Source organism: Kitasatospora sp. SolWspMP-SS2h (assembly GCF_003259315.1).
Taxonomy (GTDB): Bacteria; Actinomycetota; Actinomycetes; order Streptomycetales; family Streptomycetaceae; genus Kitasatospora; species Kitasatospora fiedleri.
The window spans coordinates 239,448-255,890 of sequence record NZ_QLLT01000010.1 but is presented as its reverse complement, the minus strand read 5'-3'; the positions used below and the strand labels follow the sequence as shown (position 1 = coordinate 255,890).

General features: G+C 74.6%; 14 protein-coding genes. 8 read left to right on the top strand and 6 right to left on the bottom strand.

Features of this window, described 5'->3' with window-relative positions:
* Positions 1–43 precede the first annotated feature (43 nt).
* The 3 genes from pntB to K353_RS14980 form a co-directional block, all read right to left on the bottom strand.
* Positions 44–1,483 carry a Re/Si-specific NAD(P)(+) transhydrogenase subunit beta gene (pntB, locus tag K353_RS14990; protein WP_111554091.1) on the bottom strand — a complete coding sequence of 480 codons (1,440 nt, stop codon included), beginning with the start codon at positions 1,481–1,483 and terminating at the stop codon, positions 44–46.
* A 6-nt stretch (positions 1,484–1,489) separates the two neighbouring features.
* Complete coding sequence (locus tag K353_RS14985; RefSeq protein ID WP_111554090.1) at positions 1,490–3,046, bottom strand: Re/Si-specific NAD(P)(+) transhydrogenase subunit alpha; 1,557 nt, start codon at positions 3,044–3,046, stop codon at positions 1,490–1,492.
* A 185-nt stretch (positions 3,047–3,231) separates the two neighbouring features.
* Positions 3,232–4,071, bottom strand: a complete 840-nt coding sequence (locus tag K353_RS14980; RefSeq protein ID WP_111554089.1) for a siderophore-interacting protein — start codon at positions 4,069–4,071, stop codon at positions 3,232–3,234.
* Positions 4,072–4,327: 256 nt separating this feature from the next.
* Here K353_RS14980 and K353_RS14975 point away from each other — a divergent pair, with 256 nt between their 5' ends.
* Together K353_RS14975 and K353_RS14970 are read left to right on the top strand one after the other, a co-directional pair.
* Positions 4,328–4,948, top strand: coding sequence for a dihydrofolate reductase family protein (locus K353_RS14975; RefSeq protein WP_111554088.1), 621 nt, complete (start codon positions 4,328–4,330; stop codon positions 4,946–4,948).
* A 128-nt stretch (positions 4,949–5,076) separates the two neighbouring features.
* Positions 5,077–5,487 (top strand): cold-shock protein, encoded by a 411-nt coding sequence (locus tag K353_RS14970; protein ID WP_111554087.1) that lies wholly within the window; start codon positions 5,077–5,079, stop codon positions 5,485–5,487.
* Here K353_RS14970 and K353_RS14965 read toward each other — a convergent pair.
* Positions 5,381–6,316, bottom strand: coding sequence for a helix-turn-helix domain-containing protein (locus tag K353_RS14965; protein ID WP_111554086.1), 936 nt, complete (start codon positions 6,314–6,316; stop codon positions 5,381–5,383). The genes K353_RS14970 and K353_RS14965 overlap by 107 nt on opposite strands.
* Before the next feature lie 146 nt (positions 6,317–6,462).
* Here K353_RS14965 and K353_RS14960 point away from each other — a divergent pair, with 146 nt between their 5' ends.
* Positions 6,463–7,896, top strand: coding sequence for an MFS transporter (locus K353_RS14960; protein WP_111554085.1), 1,434 nt, complete (start codon positions 6,463–6,465; stop codon positions 7,894–7,896).
* A 149-nt stretch (positions 7,897–8,045) separates the two neighbouring features.
* On the opposite strand, the gene K353_RS14955 is transcribed toward K353_RS14960, so the two are convergent.
* The gene (locus K353_RS14955; RefSeq protein WP_111554084.1) at positions 8,046–8,624 is read right to left on the bottom strand and encodes a TetR/AcrR family transcriptional regulator; all 579 of its coding nucleotides are present in this window, start codon (positions 8,622–8,624) and stop codon (positions 8,046–8,048) included.
* 228 nt (positions 8,625–8,852) lie between these two features.
* Between K353_RS14955 and K353_RS14950 the strand changes: the two genes are divergently transcribed.
* The 5 genes from K353_RS14950 to htpG all read left to right on the top strand — a co-directional run bounded on the left by K353_RS14950 (position 8,853) and on the right by htpG (position 15,107).
* A complete protein-coding gene (locus K353_RS14950) occupies positions 8,853–9,749 on the top strand; it encodes an SDR family oxidoreductase (protein WP_111554083.1) in 897 nt (298 codons plus the stop codon).
* A gap of 29 nt (positions 9,750–9,778) precedes the next feature.
* Positions 9,779–11,389: an MFS transporter gene (locus tag K353_RS14945; RefSeq protein ID WP_111554082.1), complete on the top strand. Its 1,611-nt coding sequence runs from the start codon at positions 9,779–9,781 to the stop codon at positions 11,387–11,389.
* Positions 11,390–11,556: 167 nt separating this feature from the next.
* Positions 11,557–12,264, top strand: a complete 708-nt coding sequence (locus K353_RS14940) for a siderophore-interacting protein (protein WP_111554081.1) — start codon at positions 11,557–11,559, stop codon at positions 12,262–12,264.
* A gap of 78 nt (positions 12,265–12,342) precedes the next feature.
* Positions 12,343–13,089 carry a ribonuclease H gene (locus K353_RS14930; protein WP_111554080.1) on the top strand — a complete coding sequence of 249 codons (747 nt, stop codon included), beginning with the start codon at positions 12,343–12,345 and terminating at the stop codon, positions 13,087–13,089.
* Positions 13,090–13,265: 176 nt separating this feature from the next.
* On the top strand, positions 13,266–15,107 hold the full coding sequence (htpG, locus tag K353_RS14925) for a molecular chaperone HtpG (protein WP_111554079.1): 1,842 nt from the start codon (positions 13,266–13,268) through the stop codon (positions 15,105–15,107).
* Positions 15,108–15,170: 63 nt separating this feature from the next.
* Here the strand turns inward: htpG and K353_RS14920 are convergent, their stop codons facing one another.
* Positions 15,171–16,427 (bottom strand): aromatic acid exporter family protein, encoded by a 1,257-nt coding sequence (locus tag K353_RS14920; protein ID WP_111554078.1) that lies wholly within the window; start codon positions 16,425–16,427, stop codon positions 15,171–15,173.
* Between the last annotated feature and the right edge of the window lie 16 nt (positions 16,428–16,443).

Below are 16,443 nucleotides of genomic sequence, written 5' to 3'. Positions count from 1 at the left end.
CCGGCGAGGCGCGACCGGCGGGACGCGGTCAGCGGGCGCGGTCTCAGTGCTGGGCGGTGAGGGCCGGGTCGGTGGTGTCCAGGGCCTGGAGGATCTGCTCGACGCTCTGCCTGGCGTCGCCGAAGAGCATGGCGGTGTTGTCGCGGAAGAACAGCGGGTTCTGGACGCCCGCGTAGCCGGAGGCCATCGAGCGCTTGAAGACGACGACCCGGTCGGCCTCCCAGACCTTGAGGACGGGCATGCCGGCGATCGGGCTGGCGGGGTCGTCGAGGGCGGCGGGGTTGACGGTGTCGTTGGCGCCGATCACCAGGACGACCGAGGTGTCCGCGAAGTCCTCGTTGATCTCGTCCATCTCCAGCACGATGTCGTAGGGGACCTTGGCCTCGGCGAGCAGCACGTTCATGTGGCCGGGCAGCCGGCCGGCCACCGGGTGGACGCCGAAGCGGACTTCGACGCCCCGCTCGCGCAGCCGGCGGGTGAGGTCGGCGACGGGGTGCTGGGCCTGGGCGACGGCCATGCCGTAGCCGGGGGTGATGATCACGGACTTGGCGGCGGCCAGCAGCTCGGCGGCCTCCCGGGCCCGGATCTCCTGGTGCTCGCCCTGCTCGGCGTCGCCGCCGGAGGGGGCCTCGATGCCGAAGCCGCCCGCGATGACGGACAGGAAGGAGCGGTTCATCGCCCGGCACATGATGTACGAGAGGTAGGCGCCGGAGGAGCCGACCAGCGCGCCGGTGACGATCAGCAGGTCGTTGTCGAGCAGGAAGCCCGCGGCGGCGGCCGCCCAGCCCGAGTAGCTGTTGAGCATCGAGACCACGACCGGCATGTCGCCGCCGCCGATCGAGGCCACCAGGTGCCAGCCCAGCAGCAGGGCCAGCACCGTCACGGCGACCATCAGGCCGAGGCCGGGGGAGGCGGTGAACCAGACGGTCAGGGCGAGGAACGCGCCCAGCGCGCCCAGGTTGAGGGCGTTCTTGCCGGGCAGCACCAGCGGGCGGGAGGCGATCTTCGCGGAGAGCTTCAGGTAGGCGACGATCGAGCCGGTGAAGGTGACCGCGCCGATGAAGATGCCGATGAACACCTCGGCGTGGTGGATCGTCAGCAGGTCGGCGGCCACCGCGGTCTGCGCGGCGCCGTGCCGCTCCACCTCCAGGTAGCTGTTCCAGCCCACCAGCACGGCGGCCAGGCCGACGAAGCTGTGCAGGACGGCGATCAGCTCCGGCATCTGGGTCATCTCGACCCGGCGGGCCCGCCACAGGCCGATCGCGGCGCCCAGCGCCATCGCGACCAGGATCAGCGCGACCGCGCCCGCACTGATGCTGCGGGAGGCGACCACGACGGTGGCGACCAGCGCCAGGGCCATGCCGGCGATGCCGTAGACCACCCCGGCCCGCGAGGTGCGGTGCTGGGAGAGCCCGGCCAGGCTCAGGATGAACAGCAGGGCGGCGACCAGGTCCGCGGCGTGCGCGGCGGTGAGGGACGTCATCTCGGCTCAGCCTTTCGAGAACATGCTCAGCATGCGGCGGGTGACGGCGAAACCGCCGAAGACGTTCACGCTGGTCAGCAGGATCGCCACCGCGGACAGCACGGTCACCAGGGCGCTCTCGTGCCCGATCTGCAGCAGCGCGCCGATCACCACGATCCCGGAGATCGCGTTGGTCACCGACATCAGCGGCGTGTGCAGGGCGTGGTGGACCTTCCCGATCACGTAGTAGCCGATCACCACGGCCAGCGCGAACACCGTGAAGTTCTCCGCCAGTTGCGCCGGGGCGAAGGCGATCAGCAGGAACAGCGCGAGCATCCCGAGACCGATCAGGCCGAACCGCACGGCGGGCGTGACCCGGGCGGCCCCCGCCCCGACGGCGGCCGGGGGAGCGGCGGGCGGCGCGGCGGGCGCGGCCGAGACCGCGACCGGCGGGGGCGGCCAGGTGGTCTCGCCCTCCCGGACGACCGTCACCGCGCGCTGCACCACGTCCTCGAAGTCGATCGCCAGCCGCCCGTCCCGGCCCGGGGTGAGCAGCTTCAGCAGGTTGACCAGGTTGGTGCCGAACAGCTGCGAGGCCTGCGCGGGCAGCCGGGACGCCAGGTCGGTGTAGCCGATCAGGGTCACCCCGTTGTCGGTGACCACCGTCCGCCCCGGCACCGTGCCCGCCACGTTGCCGCCCTGCGCGGCGGCCATGTCGACCACCACGCTGCCGGGCTTCATCGCCGCCACGTCCTCGGCGGTCAGCAGCCGGGGCGCGGGCCGGCCGGGGATCAGCGCCGTGGTGACCACGATGTCCACGTCCGCGGCCTGCGCCCGGTACAGCGCGGCCGCGGCCCGGTCGTAGTCCGCCGAGGTGGCCTTCGCGTACCCGTCGGCGCTCGCCTCCTGGACCGCCTCCACCGCCAGGTACTCGCCGCCCAACGACCGCACCTGGTCCGCGACCTCGGGGCGCGGGTCGGTGGCCCGGACGATCGCCCCGAGGCTGGACGCGGCCCCGATCGCGGCCAGCCCGGCCACGCCCGCGCCCGCCACCAGCACCTTCGCCGGCGGCACCTTGCCCGCCGCGGTGACCTGCCCGGTGAAGAACCGGCCGAAGGCGTGCGCGGCCTCGATCACCGCCCGGTACCCGGCGATGTTGGCCATCGAGCTGAGCACGTCCATCGACTGCGCCCGGGAGATCCGCGGCACCGCGTCCAGCGACAGCGCCGTCACCCCGCGCGCCGCCAGCGCCGCCAGCAGCTCCGGCCGCTGCGCCGGGGCCAACAGCCCCACCAGCACGGCCCCTTCGCGCAGCCGCCCGACCTCGGCCTCCGACGGCGCGTTCACCTTCAGCACCACCTCGGCCGCCCAGGCGTCCCCGACGGTGGCGCCCGCCGCCGCGTACGCCGCGTCGTCGAACCCGGAGGCCGCGCCGGCCCCCGACTCGACGACCACCTCGTACCCCAGGCCCAGCAGTCCGCGCACCGTGGCCGGGGTCGCCGCGACCCGGGTCTCCCCGGGCACGGACTCGGCGACCACGCCGACCCGTTGGGGCGGGCGTGCGGAGGAGTCGTTTCCAGACATCGCTCGTTCTCTCTCGTCGGAGGAGGTGGTGCCGGACGTGTTCCGCGCTCGAAGGGGAGTACTTCCCCCTGGTCGCAGGAACCTAGACTCCCGACCCCCTCCGGCAGAACCGGGCGAACGGTGAAATGTGTCACCACAACTCCCACCGACCGGACTACACCCCGCCCCCGGGGGACGGCCGGCGCTCAGGACGCGGGGGCCTCCTGCTCGGCCTCGACGACGGCGTTCCACTCCCGCTTGGACGCCTGCCAGCCGTCCTCGTCGTGGCCCAGGCGCCAGTACCCGGAGACCGACAGGTCCTCGCGCGGCACGCCGAGCTCCACCCGCAGCAGCGCCCGCAGCTCCTTCACGAACCCGGCCTCGCCGTGCACGAACGCCTGCACCCGGCCCGCCGGGAACTCCAGCGCGCGGACCGCCCCGACCAGCGCCTCGCCGACCGGCCGGTCCCCGCGGTGCAGCCAGACCACCTTCGCGGCGGTGTCGACCGGCTGCTCGTCCCCGGGCCCGGAGACCTCGACGAAGGCGTGCACCACCGCGTCGGCGGGCAGCGCCTCCAGGGCGGCGGCGATCGCGGGCAGCGCGCTCTCGTCGCCCGCCAGCAGGTGCCAGTCGGCGGCCGGGTCGGGCGCGTAGCCGCCGCCGGGGCCGAGCAGCCGCACGGTGTCGCCGGGCCGGGCCCGCACCGCCCACGGCCCGGCCAGGCCCTGGTCGCCGTGCACCACGAAGTCCAGGGTCAGCTCGCGCCGCCCGGCGTCCCAGGCGCGCACGGTGTACGTCCGGGTGGTCGGCCACTGCTCGCGCGGGAACTCGGCCCGGATCCGCTCCAGGTCGTACGGCTCCGGGTAGGCCGCCCCCGGCGCGTCGAACAGCACCTTCACGTAGTGGTCGGTGTACGTGCCCGCGTCGAACGCGGCCAGCCCGTCGCCGCCGAGCACCACCCGCTGCATGTGGGGGGTGAGCCGCTCGGTGCGGACGACCTGCGCGGTGTGCGGCGTGCGGGGCTTGCGGGGCGGACGCTCTGCCATGGGAGGGCTCCTCGGTGGATGGACCGCTCGGCTGGCCGGCTGGCCGGGGCGGTGTGGCGTGGTGCGGTGTGGCGTGGTGCGGGACCAGTCTGCGCCACGGGCCCGCCGCCCCCGGCCGCCCGGGGCTGCGCGGACCGGCCCCGGGGCCGGATCATCGAGGTGTGCGGACCGGTGGCCGCCGGACCGATGAGTCCGCCCGCCCCGCCCCGTCCGTACTCGTGACCGGACCACCGACCGACCCCCAGGGGAGCACGTCATGGGCTTCATCCACATCGAGCTGTTCACCACCCTCGACCTCGTCGGCCAGGCGCCCGGCGGGCCCGACGAGGACCCGGTCGACTTCCCCTTCGGCGGCTGGCAGGCCCCGCTGGTGGACGACGTCTCCGGCGCGCAGGTCGACGCCGCCTACGCGGGCACGGACGCCCTGCTGCTCGGCCGCCGCACCTACGACATCTTCGCCGCCTACTGGCCGAAGGCCGGGGACAACCCCTTCGCCGACCTCTTCAACAGCATCCCCAAGTACGTCGCCTCCCGCGGCGAGCCCGAGCTGACCTGGGCCGGGTCCGAACTGCTCGGGCCGGACCTGCCCGCCGCGGTGCGCGGCCTGCGCGAGCGGCACCAGCAGGTGACGGTGGTCGGCAGCCTGGACCTGGTGCAGACCCTGCTCCGGGAGAAGCTGTACGACCGCCTGGACCTGTGGGTGCACCCGGTCGTCCTCGGCACCGGCAAGCAGGTCTTCGCCGGGGGAGCCGTCCCCACCAACGTCACCCTGCTGGAACCGCCCGCCGCCGGCCCCCGCGGCACCGTGCTGCTGCGCTACGGGCTGGCCGAGGGCGTCCCCGCCACCGGCGACATGAGCGCGCCCCGGGAGGACTGAGCCCGGGCGGCGGACGGCGGCCGGCACCCGGCGGTTTTCGAACGGCGGGTTCGCCTCGCCGCCGTCCCGGGGCTATTCTCGGGCCCAGGTTTCGGGCACGGGGCCCAAAAGGTGTCTTGGGGGTTGGCATGGTTGCCGGTCGTGTGGTGCGGTTCGACGGTTCGCGGGGCTACGGGTTCATCGCTCCGGATCAGGGCGGGGAGGACGTCTTCCTGCACGTCAACGACCTGCTGATCCCCGAGTCGTACATCCGGACGGGCCTGGCGGTGGTCTTCGAGGTCGAGGAGGGCGACCGCGGCCCGAAGGCGTCCGCCGTCCAGCTCGCCCCCGGCGCCGAGCTGAAGGCCCCCGGCGCGCCGGTCGCCGAACGCGTGCTGCGCGCGCCCGTGGACGACGACGAGCAGCTCGCCTCCGACGACTACCTGGACGACGTCACCGAGGCCCTGCTGGAGTACGCCCCGTCGCTGACGGGCACCCAGATCCTCCAGGTCCGCTCGGCGATGCTCCAGCTGGCCAAGAGCCACGGCTGGATCGGCTGAGCAGGGCGAGGGCGGCGGCGGACGGGCTGTCGGGGGCGGCGCCGTAGAGCAGGACGCGGTGGGTGGTCCCGTCGGAGAGCGGCAGGCTCTCGAAGTGCAGCTCCATCGGGCCGACCAGCGGGTGCCGGAAGGACTTGCTGCCCACCGCGCAGTCGCGGACCGGGTGGCGGGCCCACAGCGCGGCGAACTCCGGGCTCTGGATGGCGAGTTGGCCGACCAGGTGGGCCAGCCGCCGGTCCTGCGGGTGGCGGCCGACGGCGAGCCGGAGCGCCGCCACGGCGACCTTCGCGTCCTCCTCCCAGCGGGCGTGCAGTTCCCGGGTGTGCGGGTCGAGGAACAGCAGCCGGGTGAGGTTGGGGCGGTCGGCGGGCCGGTCGGGACCGGTCGGGTCGAGGTGGCCGGCCAGCAGGGCGTGGCCGAGGGCGTTCCAGGCCAGCACGTCGTTGCCCCGGTCCAGGACGACGGCGGGCACCTGCGGCATCGCGTCGATCAGGTGCCTGGTGGCGGGCCGGACCTTGGCGGGCCGGTCCTGCGGGGTGCGCCCGGCCCGGGCGGGGCGGGCCAGGTCGTACAGGTGGGCGCGTTCGTCGCCGGTCAGCCGCAGGGCGCGGGCGAGCGCGTCCAGGACGCCGTCGGAGGCGTTGGCGCTGTGGCCCTGTTCGAGCCGGGTGTAGTAGGTGACGCTGACCCCGGCGAGCATGGCGAGTTCCTCGCGGCGCAGCCCGGGCACCCGGCGCCGGTTGGGGTAGGGGGTCAGCCCCGCGTCCTCGGGGCGCAGGCGGGCGCGCCGGTTGCGCAGGAAATCCCCGAGGGCGGTCGATGTCTCCATGCCCCCAGTCTGCCCGGGCCGGGCGCTCCGGTGGCCGCCGCAGGGTATCCCCGCGAGTGCTACCTTCCGCAGGGCCCTGGGTGGGCCGTCCGGTCCGGTGCAGGCTCCTTCCTGTCACGCCGAACCCGACGAGAGGGAGGCCCGCCATGGCGACGGCCGCAGCGACCGGAACAGTCGAACCACCGCAACAGGCAAGCGAAACAGGAAGATTGACGAGCCGTCAGCGCGTCGTCCTGGTCGTCCTGCTGGTCGCCCAGTTCATGCTGGCGGTGGACTTCTCGATCCTGAACGTGGCCCTCCCGGCGATCGGCGCCGGGCTCGGCTTCCCGCTGGGCGACCTCCAGTGGATCGGGACGGCGTTCGCGCTCTCCGCCGCCGGGTTCACCCTGCTGTTCGGCCGGGTCGCCGACCTGTTCGGCCGACGGCGGCTGTTCCTGCTCGGACTGGCCCTGCTCGGGGCGTCCTCGCTGGTGGGCGGCCTGGCCATCGGACCGGCGGTGCTGATCGCCGCCCGGGTCGCCCAGGGCCTGGCCACCGCGGCGGTCACCCCGGCCGGGCTGGCGCTGCTCACCACCTCCTTCCCGGAGGGGCCGCTGCGCGACCGGGCGCTGGGCCTCAACGGCGCGCTGATGTCGGCCGGGTTCACCGCCGGAGCGGTCCTCGGCGGGGTGCTCACCGACCTGCTGTCCTGGCGCTGGGCGTTCTTCGTCAACGTGCCGGTGGCGCTCGGGGTGCTGCTGATCGCGCCCGGCGTGATCCGGGAGAGCCGCCCGGACGCCCGCCCGAGGCTCGACCTGCCCGGCGCGCTCTCGGTCACCCTCGGCCTGCTCGCCCTGGTGTACGGCCTGACCCGGGCCGGGCTGGCCGGCTGGGGCGACCCGCTCGCGCTGGGCGCGCTCGCCCTGGGCGCCGCCCTGCTGCTGGTCTTCCATGCCGTCGAACGGCGCGCCCCGGCGCCGCTGGTGCCGGTGGCGGTCCTGCGCCGCCGCAGCGTGGTCTGGGGCAACCTGGCCGGGCTGATCGCCTTCCTCACCGAGACCTCGCTGGTCTTCCTGCTGACCCTCTACCTCCAGGAGGTGCTGGACTTCTCCGCGCTCGCGGCGGGCCTGTCCTTCGGCGTCCTGGGCCTGGGCACCGTGCTCGGCGGCGCCACCGCCGCCCGCCTGATCGCCGCCGCGGGCACCCGCGCCACCCTGGTGGTCGGCGGCCTGGTGCAGGCCGCGGCCACCGCCGCCCTGCTGCTGCTCGGCCAGGGCCAGTCCTCGCTGTGGCTGCTGCTGGCGGCGACCTTCGTCGGCGGCGTCGGCAACATGTTCGTCATCGTCGGCTTCATGGTCACCGCCACCTCCGGCCTGCCCGACCACGAGCAGGGCCTGGCCACCGGGCTGGCCACCATGACCCAGCAGATCGGCATCACCCTGGGCGCCCCGGTGATGAGCGCGGTCGTCGCCGCCCGAGCCGGCGACGACCCGTCCGTCCCGGCCGTCCTGGACGGCATCGTCCTCGCCGTCCTGGTGAACGCCGCCCTGGTCCTGGTCGGCGTCCTGGCCACCGCCTTCCTCCGGCCCCGCGAGGGCTGACGCGGCCCTGCGAGGACTGACGCGGCCCTGCGACGCGACGACTGACGCGGCCCCGCGAGGGCTGACGCCGACCGGCCCGCCCCGGCGCCGGCTCCCGTCCCGCCCCCGTCCCGACCGGACGGGGGCTCGGCCGTCACCGGCCCCGGGGCTCAGCGGCGGGCGGCGGCCAGCCGGAGGAAGTCGGCGGCCAGCGCGCCCGCGTCCAGGGCGTCCGGCTCGCGGCCGCTGAGGATCCAGAAGAAGACCGGCCCGACCAGCAGCGCGGTGGCCTGCGGCATCGGGACGGCCAGGGCGTCGCCGGGCAGGGCGCGGTCGATGACGGCCGCCGCGCTGGCACCGATCGGGTCGGTGCCGCGCAGCAGGTCGCGGACGGCCGTGTCGTGCTGGGCCTCGCCGACCAGGGCCCGGTAGGCGGCGCCCGCGTCGGAGGTGGTCAGGAAGGCGACCAGGGCCCCGAGGTAGGCGGCGAGGTCGGCGGCGGGGTCCTCGTGCGGGGGGACGTCCAGTTCCTGGCGGGCGTCGATCGCGCTGGCCTCCAGCAGGATCTCGGCCTTGGTCGACCACCAGCGGTAGACGGTCTGGCGGGAGACGCCCGCGCGTTCGGCGATGCCCTTGAGGGTGACCGCGCCGTAGCCCAGCTCGACCACCAGGTCGTCGACGGCGTGCAGGACGGCCGCCCGGGCCTGCTCGCTGCGCGGACGACCGACCTTGCCCTGTTCGCCGACCATGTCGCCTCCTCTCCCGGACCTCTGGTCCGGCCATCGTATGTGACGGGACAGAATGTCCACAAATATGGCAAAAGCCCTACCCGGCAGCCCGGTTGGGGGTCGGGGCCGCCGCGGCGTCCGCCTATTAATGGACACTGTGCACCGGATCTGTTAGTTTCGGTGCATCGTGAACAGTAATTGTCGGCGACGCCGGCACTGTGCCCGACAGGGCAGAGAGGAGACCGCGCGATGCGCGTCTTCGTGACGGGTTCCACCGGCTGGATCGGCTCGGCCACCGTGGACGAACTGCTCGCCGCCGGCCACCAGGTCCTCGGGCTCGCCCGCTCCGACCGGGCCGCGGCCGCGCTGGCGGCCAAGGGCGCCCAGGTCCACCGGGGCGACCTCGACCACCCCGACTCCTTCCGGGCCGGCGCGAGCGCCGCCGACGCGGTGGTGCACCTGGCCAACAAGCACGACTGGTCCGACCCGGCGGGCACCGACCGCGCCGAGCGGGCCGCCGTGGAGGCGATCCTGGACGGCCTCGAAGGCTCCGGGAAGCCGTTCGTGATCGCCAACGGCCTCTCCGGCCTCGTCACCGGCCGCCCGGCGCTGGAGACCGACCCCTCGCCCGAGGTCGGCCCCGGCGCCGACCGCGGCGGCTCGGAGAACCTCACCCTGGAGGCCGCCGCGCGCGGCATCCGCCCGATCGCGGTCCGCTTCGCCCCGAGCGTGCACGGACGCGGCGACTGGGGCTTCGTCAACTGGCTCACCGCCGCCGCCCGCAAGCACGGCGTCAGCGGCTACCTCGGGGACGGCACCAGCGAGTGGTCCGCCGTCCACGTCACCGACGCGGCCCGGCTCATCCGCCTCGGCCTGGAACACGCCCCGGCCGGCACCCGCCTGCACGCCGTCGCCGAACAGGCCGTCACCACCAAGGCGATCGCCGCGGCGCTCGGCACGGCCCTCGACCTGCCCGTGGTCGCCGTCGACCCCGCGGACGCCGCGGAGCACTTCGGCGTCGTCGGCCACTTCTTCGGACAGACCCTGACCGGCTCCAGCGAACTGACCCGCGAGCTGCTCTCCTGGCAGCCCACCGGCCCGACGCTGCTCGGCGACATCCTCGCCGGCGCCTACACCACCGACTGACCAGGCCCGCTCCCGTGAACGAGAAGCCCATGACCGCGACACCCCCCGGCCGCGCCGCCGCCCCCGGCACCGCGACACCCCCCGGCCGCGCCGCCGCCCCCGGCACCACGGCGCCCGTCCCCGCGCCGACCGCCCCCGTGACACCCTCCGCCCCCGAACCGGCCGCCCCCGCGGGCGTGCGGCGCGCCGAGACGCTCGTGCTGGCCTGCGTCTCGGTCTGCAGCGTGCTGGTGGTCGGCCTGGTGGCGGCGATCAACCTGGCCGTGCCGATGCTCGCCGCCGGGCCGCTGCACCCCAGCTCCGCGCAACTGCTGTGGATCGTCGACGCCTACGTCCTGGTCTTCGCCTGCCTGGTCATCCCCGGCGGCGCGGCGGGCGACCGGTTCGGCCGCAAGGGCACCCTGCTCGCCGGGCTGCTCACCTTCGCCGCCGGGGCCGCGCTCACCGCGTTGGCGCCGAACATCGGCGTCATGCTCGCGGGCCGGGTGGTCAGCGGGGTCGGGGCCGCGCTCGTCCTGCCCAACAGCGTCGGCGTGCTGGTGCACGCCACCCGCCCGCAGCGGCGCGGCCACGCCCTGGCGCTGTGGGGCGCGGTCACCGGACTGGGCGGACTGGTCGGCAACCTCGGCGGCGGCGCGCTGCTGTCGTCCGGCTCCTGGCGGCTGCTGTTCTGGGCCGTCGTCCCGCTCGCCCTGGCCTGCGCCCTTGGCGTCGCGCTCGCCGTCCGCCGCAGCGGGCGCAGCCCCCGCTCGCTCGACCCGGCCGGCACCGTCCTGCTCGTGCTCGCCACCGTCGCCCTGCTGGTCGGCATCATCGAGGGCCCCGGCTCCGGCTGGGGGAGCCCGCTGGTGGTCGGCGCCTTCGCGGTCAGCGCCCTGCTCTGGGCGGCCTGGGTGCTGGCCGGGCTGCGCACCGCGCACCCGCTGCTCGACCCGCGGCTGTTCCGGATCCCGATGCTGAGCGCGGCGAGCCTGGGCATGTTCGTGATGTTCTTCGGCAGCTTCGGCCTGTTCTACCTGAACGCCTCGCTGCTCCAGTACGGCCGCGGCTTCTCCCTGGTGCAGACCGGGTTCGGGGTGCTGCCGGTCGCGCTGCCGATCGTGGTGGTGGCCCGGTTCGTGCCCGCGCTGGCGAAGCGGATCGGCTTCGCGGCCACCCTGCTGATCGCCTTCCCGTGCATCGGCGGCGGCCTGTTCGGGCTGGCCTCGGCCGCGCACGCCCCCTACCCCGTCTACGCGCTATGGCTGGTGGTGGTCGGCGTCGGCTTCGCCCTCGCGATGCCGGTCCTGACCGTCGAACTGACCTCGGCGCTGCCCCCGCACCGGGCGGGCGTCGCGGGCGGGCTCCAGTCCGCCACCCGCGAACTGGGCAGCGCCCTCGGCGTCGCCGTCGTCGGCACCGTCCTCACCGCCGCGTTCACCGCGGCCCTGCCCGCCGCCGCGCACGGACAGCACTCCGTCCCCGCCGCCCTGGCCGCGGCACCGGCCGAACGGACCGCCGTGGTCGACGCGTTCGTCGCCGGAGCGGGCAGCGCCCTGCACGTCGCGGGCGCGGTCACCCTGGCCGCCGGAGCCGTCGTCGTCCTCGCCGCCCGGCGGGCCGCCCGCAAGCCTGCGGGCGCGGACACCGCCGCGCCCTGACGCCCGTACGATGGCCCGCCTGTACGCCTGTACGCCTGCACTCTTGCGTGCCTGCACCCTTGCACGTCTGCACGTCTGCACGTCTGTGCTCTTGCACGCCTGCACTCTTGCGTTCCTGCATCCTTGAGCGCTTGCCCGCCCGTACGTCCGCCCGGAGAAGGACCTCCATGCCACGCCGCCTGCTCGACGCCTTCCTGCTCCCCGCCACCGTCGCCGCCAACGAGCCGCTGGGCAGGCGCTGGCGCGCCCTCACCCTCGAAGGGCCGCGGCTCGCGGACCTGACCGCCCTGCCCGGGCAGCAGGTGCGCGTCCAGGTCGGCGCGGCCAACCCGCTGGTCGACCGGCTGGTCGGCACCCTGCGCACCTACTCGGTCTGGGCCCACCGCGGCGAGCGGCTCGAACTGCGGGTGCTCGACCACGGCGGGGGCCCCGGCGCCGCGTGGGGCCGCACCGCGCGGCCCGGCGACCGGGTGCACCTCGGCAAGCCGGAGGGCAAGTTCGTCACCCGCCCCTCCTCGTACCACCTGTTCGCCGGGGAGGAGACCGCCTCCGCCGCGTTCGGCCCGATGCTGGCCGCGCTGGGGCCGGAGGCCGAGACGCACGCCGTGGTCGAGGTCGACACCGAGGACGACCAGCTGCCCATCCCGGGCGTCCGGTGGGTCCGGCGCAACGGGCGGTCCGCGGCCCGCTCGGCCGAACTCGTCGCGGCGGTCGCGGCGCTCGACCTGCCGGCCGCGCCCGGCACCGCCTACCTGGCGGGCGAGGCCGGGACCATCCAGCTCGTCCGCGACCACCTGGTGCGCGAGCGGGGCTGGGACCGGCGCGATGTCCTCACCAAGCCCTTCTGGGCGCCCGGCCGCACCGGCCTGGAGTAGCGGACGGCCGGGGCCGGGGCCGTGGCCGCGGGCGGGGACGTGGACGGGCCCGTGGGCGGGGGCTGGCATGATCGGGGGATGGTTGAACGAGTCATCGCCGCCTGCGACGGAGCGGCCAAGGGCAACCCCGGGCCCGCCGGGTGGGCCTTCGTGGTCGCCGACGGGAACGGCGCCCCGCAGCGCTGGGAGGCCGGTCCGCTGGGCCGCAACACCAACAACGTCGGGGAGTTGACCGCCCTGCAACGCCTGCTGGAGGCCACCGACCCGGCGCTGCCGCTGGAGGTCCGGCTGGACAGCACCTACACCCGGGACGCGGTCACCAAGTGGCTGCACGGCTGGAAGCGCAACGGCTGGAAGACCGCCGCGGGCAAGCCCGTCGCCAACCAGGAGCTGATCCAGCGGATCGACGCGCTGCTCACCGGCCGGGACGTCGCCTTCGTCTACGTGCCCGCCCACCAGGTGGACGGCGACCCGCTGAACGCCGTCGCCGACAAGGCCGCCAGCGACGCCGCCCGCACCCAGCAGGCCGCCGCCGGCACCGCCGCCGACCTGCCGGTGCCCGACCCGGTGACCGCCCCCGCCCCGCGCGCCCGCCGCGCCGCCCCGTCGGCTTCGTCGGCTTCGTCCGCTTCATCCGGCTCGACGTCCGCGGCCTCGAACGGCGGTGCGGCCCGGCGCACTTCCGGCGGTGGCGGCGGCGGCCGGACGCTGGCCGCGAAGTTCCCCGGCCGGTGCCCGTGCGGGCGCCCCTACGGCAAGGGCGAGAAGATCACCAAGGTCGGCGGCAGCTGGGGCCACCCGGAGTGCGCCGCCGCCCACGTCTGACCGGAGGCCCCGACCCGGGCCGGGCCGGACCGGGCCGGGTGCCTCCTGCCCTGCCCGGCCGCGCCCGGTCCGGCCCGGTCTGTCAACGGCGTTTGTCCGCGTCGCCGCCGGTGTGTCAGATTGCCACGGAGCGCGTGCTCCCGTACCCGCACTGTCACCCGAGCGAAAAGGACCCCATGAGCACCGAGACGCTGGAGTTCCAGGCCGAGGCGCGGCAACTGCTGCAGCTGATGGTCCACTCGATCTACTCGAACAAGGACGTCTTCCTGCGCGAGCTGATCTCCAACGCGTCGGACGCCCTGGACAAGCGGCGCCTGGCCGGCCTCACCGAGGAGCGGCTGCGCGCCGACGACCTGCACATCGCCGTCGACACCGACCCGGACGCCCGCACCCTGACCGTCCGCGACAACGGCATCGGCATGACCCGCGACGAGGTCGTCGCACTGATCGGCACCATCGCCCGCTCCGGCACCGCCGAGACCCTGCGCCGCCTGCGCGAGAGCAAGGAACCGGCCGAGCTGATCGGCCAGTTCGGCGTCGGCTTCTACTCCACCTTCATGGTCGCCGACCGGGTCACCCTGCTGACCCGCAAGGCCGGCGAGCCCACCGGCACCCGCTGGGAGTCGGCCGGCGAGGGCACCTACACCGTCGAGACCGTCGAGGACGCCCCCGAGGGCACCTCGGTCACCGTCCACCTGCGCCCCGAGGACGGCGAGGACGGCCTGCACGACTACACCGAACCGTCGACCGTCCGGCGGATCGTCAAGCGCTACTCCGACTTCATCGCCTTCCCGATCCGCACCACCGGACCGGACGGCACCGAGCAGACCCTCAACTCGATGAAGGCGCTCTGGGCCCGGCCGCGCGCCGAGGTCGCGGACGAGGAGTACCGGGAGTTCTACCGGCACGTCGCCCACGACTGGACCGACCCGCTGGAGACGATCCGGATGCGGGCCGAGGGCACCTTCGAGTACGAGGCCCTGCTGTTCATCCCGGCCCGCCGCCCGCACGACCTGTTCCAGCGCGACGGCCGCCACGGCGTCCAGCTGTACGTGAAGCGGGTGTTCATCATGGAGGACAGCCGCGAGCTGCTCCCCGACCACCTGCGCTTCGTCAAGGGCGTGGTGGACGCCGCCGACCTCTCGCTCAACATCTCCCGCGAGATCCTCCAGCAGGACCGGCACATCCAGCTGATCCGCCGCCGGCTGGCCAAGAAGGTGATGGCCACCGTCAAGGAGATGATGACGGCCGACGCCGACAAGTACCGCACGTTCTGGCGCGAGTTCGGCCCCGCCGTCAAGGAGGGCCTGCTCGACCCGGCCGAGGACCGCAAGGCCATCCTCGACGTCGCCTCCTTCCCGAGCACCGCAGGCGAGGAGCCCACCACGCTCGCCGACTACCTGGCCCGGATGAAGGACGGCCAGGACCGGATCTACTACATGACCGGCGAGAGCCGCGCCCAGGTCGAGAACTCCCCGCACCTGGAGGCGTTCCGGGCCCAGGGCTACGAGGTCCTGCTGCTCACCGACCCGGTGGACGAGATCTGGATCGAGGGCGTCCCCGACTACGAGGGCAAGGAGTTCAGCTCGGTCGCCCGCGGCGCCGTCGACCTCCCCGCCGAGGACGTCCCCGAGGAGCGCACCGGCTCGTACGCGCCGCTGCTCGGCTGGCTCGGCGAGACGCTCGCCGACGTCAAGGACGTCCGCCTCACCACCCGCCTCACCAACTCGCCCGCCTGCCTGGTCAGCGACGCCGACGGGCTCACCCCCACCCTGGAGAAGATGTACCGGGCCATGGGCCAGGACGTCCCGCCCGCCCGCCGCATCCTCGAACTCAACCCCGACCACCCCCTGGTCACCGCCCTGCGCACCGCCCACGAGGAGCGCCCCGAGGACCCGGCCCTCCCCGAGACCGCCGAACTCCTCTACGGCACCGCCCTGCTGGCCGAGGGCGGCGACCTCGCCGACCCCGCCCGGTTCGCCAAGCTCCTCGCCGACCGCCTCACCCGGACGGTCTGACCGCCGCGGCGCGCCGCACCGCGATGTCCTCGCCGGTGCCGTCTCCGCCGGTGCCGACGCCGTTCAGGCGGTCTCCTCCTGGCGGCGCCGGCGGCGGGGGCGGCGGGGGCGGAAGCGCTCGCCGCGGGCGAGGCGGCGCAGGCCCGCGAAGCGGGAGAAGCGGTCGCGGTTGGCGACGGAGGCGCGGTCGAGTTCCTCCATCAGGCGGCGGCCGCGGTGCTCGAGGTCGAGTTCGTCCAGGATGCGGTCGACCTCGGCGAGCAGGGAGCCGTGCAGCTGCCACGCCTCGGGGCTCTCCCGGACGCGGCGCAGCAGCAGTTGGGCGACGTTCTCCCGGACGGACCAGGCGGCGGCGAGTTCGGCGGCCAGCCGCTGCTCGGCCTCCTCGGCGTTGCGGCTGACCTGGGTGGTGACCAGCACCGCGAAGCTCACCAGCGCCCCGCCGACGTGTTCGAACAGCTCCTCCAGGGCCACCGCGACGTCCGCCGGGAAGAGCCGTTCGCCCGGGTCGCGGCGCTTGGCCAGGTCGGTCAGCGAACGGGCGATCACCCGGATGACGACCACGCAGATCTCCAGCGTGTCCAGCCCGGTGCGCAGCACCAGCCGGGACAGCAGGCCCTCGCTGATCCGCGGGTTCAGCCGCAGGCTGTCCTCGGCCTGCCGCAGCGCCCCGTCCACCTCGGCGATCGCCTGGTCCAGCTGCCGGGCCTCGTGCAGCCGTTCGGCGGCCCGCTCGACCGGGACGGGGCGGTCCAACTCCTCGGCCAGGCCGAGCAGCAGGTGCCGGGCCCGGCGGGCCAGGTCCTCGATCGACTCGCCGGCCTTGTCGACCCAGACCGGTGGCGCTATCACCAGGTTGAACACCAGGCCGACGGTCGCGCCGATCACCGTCTCCAGCACCCGGTCCCACGCCTGCGTGGTGACCTGTGAGACGCCCAGGATCAGCATCGCGCTGATCGCGACCTCCTGGACGAACTCGTCGACCCGGACGAACCGTCCGACCACCAGCGAGGCCATGATGATCAGCCCCAGGCTCCACCAGGACAGCCCCACCACGGCCGAGAACCCGATCGCGATCAGCACCCCGACCACCACCGAGTTGACCCGCCGGATGCTGGTGGTCAGCGTCGAGTAGACCGTCACCTGCACCACCAGCAGCGCCGTCAGCGGCGCGGTCAGCGGTACCGGTTCCCTGCTCAGCCAGGTCGCCACCACGTACGACAGCGTCGCCGCGACGGTGGCCCGCACCGTCTGCACGACGAACGCATCCCTGGCACCACGGCGCACCACCGCGGCCACCGACTCCGGAACAAAGCGCATGGAGTCCCTTCTATCC

What these genes read in the sequence shown, in the direction of transcription:
- K353_RS14970 (WP_111554087.1), top strand. Translation starts at nt 5,077, where the DNA reads ATGGTTGCCGGTCGTGTGGTGCGGTTCGACGGTTCGCGGGGCTACGGG.
- K353_RS14975 (WP_111554088.1), top strand. Translation starts at nt 4,328, where the DNA reads ATGGGCTTCATCCACATCGAGCTGTTCACCACCCTCGACCTCGTCGGC.
- K353_RS14945 (WP_111554082.1), top strand. Translation starts at nt 9,779, where the DNA reads ATGACCGCGACACCCCCCGGCCGCGCCGCCGCCCCCGGCACCGCGACA.
- K353_RS14965 (WP_111554086.1), bottom strand. Translation starts at nt 6,316, where the DNA reads ATGGAGACATCGACCGCCCTCGGGGATTTCCTGCGCAACCGGCGCGCC.
- K353_RS14940 (WP_111554081.1), top strand. Translation starts at nt 11,557, where the DNA reads ATGCCACGCCGCCTGCTCGACGCCTTCCTGCTCCCCGCCACCGTCGCC.
- K353_RS14955 (WP_111554084.1), bottom strand. Translation starts at nt 8,624, where the DNA reads ATGGTCGGCGAACAGGGCAAGGTCGGTCGTCCGCGCAGCGAGCAGGCC.
- K353_RS14980 (WP_111554089.1), bottom strand. Translation starts at nt 4,071, where the DNA reads ATGGCAGAGCGTCCGCCCCGCAAGCCCCGCACGCCGCACACCGCGCAG.
- K353_RS14920 (WP_111554078.1), bottom strand. Translation starts at nt 16,427, where the DNA reads ATGCGCTTTGTTCCGGAGTCGGTGGCCGCGGTGGTGCGCCGTGGTGCC.
- K353_RS14960 (WP_111554085.1), top strand. Translation starts at nt 6,463, where the DNA reads ATGGCGACGGCCGCAGCGACCGGAACAGTCGAACCACCGCAACAGGCA.
- K353_RS14950 (WP_111554083.1), top strand. Translation starts at nt 8,853, where the DNA reads ATGCGCGTCTTCGTGACGGGTTCCACCGGCTGGATCGGCTCGGCCACC.
- pntB (WP_111554091.1), bottom strand. Translation starts at nt 1,483, where the DNA reads ATGACGTCCCTCACCGCCGCGCACGCCGCGGACCTGGTCGCCGCCCTG.
- K353_RS14930 (WP_111554080.1), top strand. Translation starts at nt 12,343, where the DNA reads ATGGTTGAACGAGTCATCGCCGCCTGCGACGGAGCGGCCAAGGGCAAC.
- K353_RS14985 (WP_111554090.1), bottom strand. Translation starts at nt 3,046, where the DNA reads ATGTCTGGAAACGACTCCTCCGCACGCCCGCCCCAACGGGTCGGCGTG.
- htpG (WP_111554079.1), top strand. Translation starts at nt 13,266, where the DNA reads ATGAGCACCGAGACGCTGGAGTTCCAGGCCGAGGCGCGGCAACTGCTG.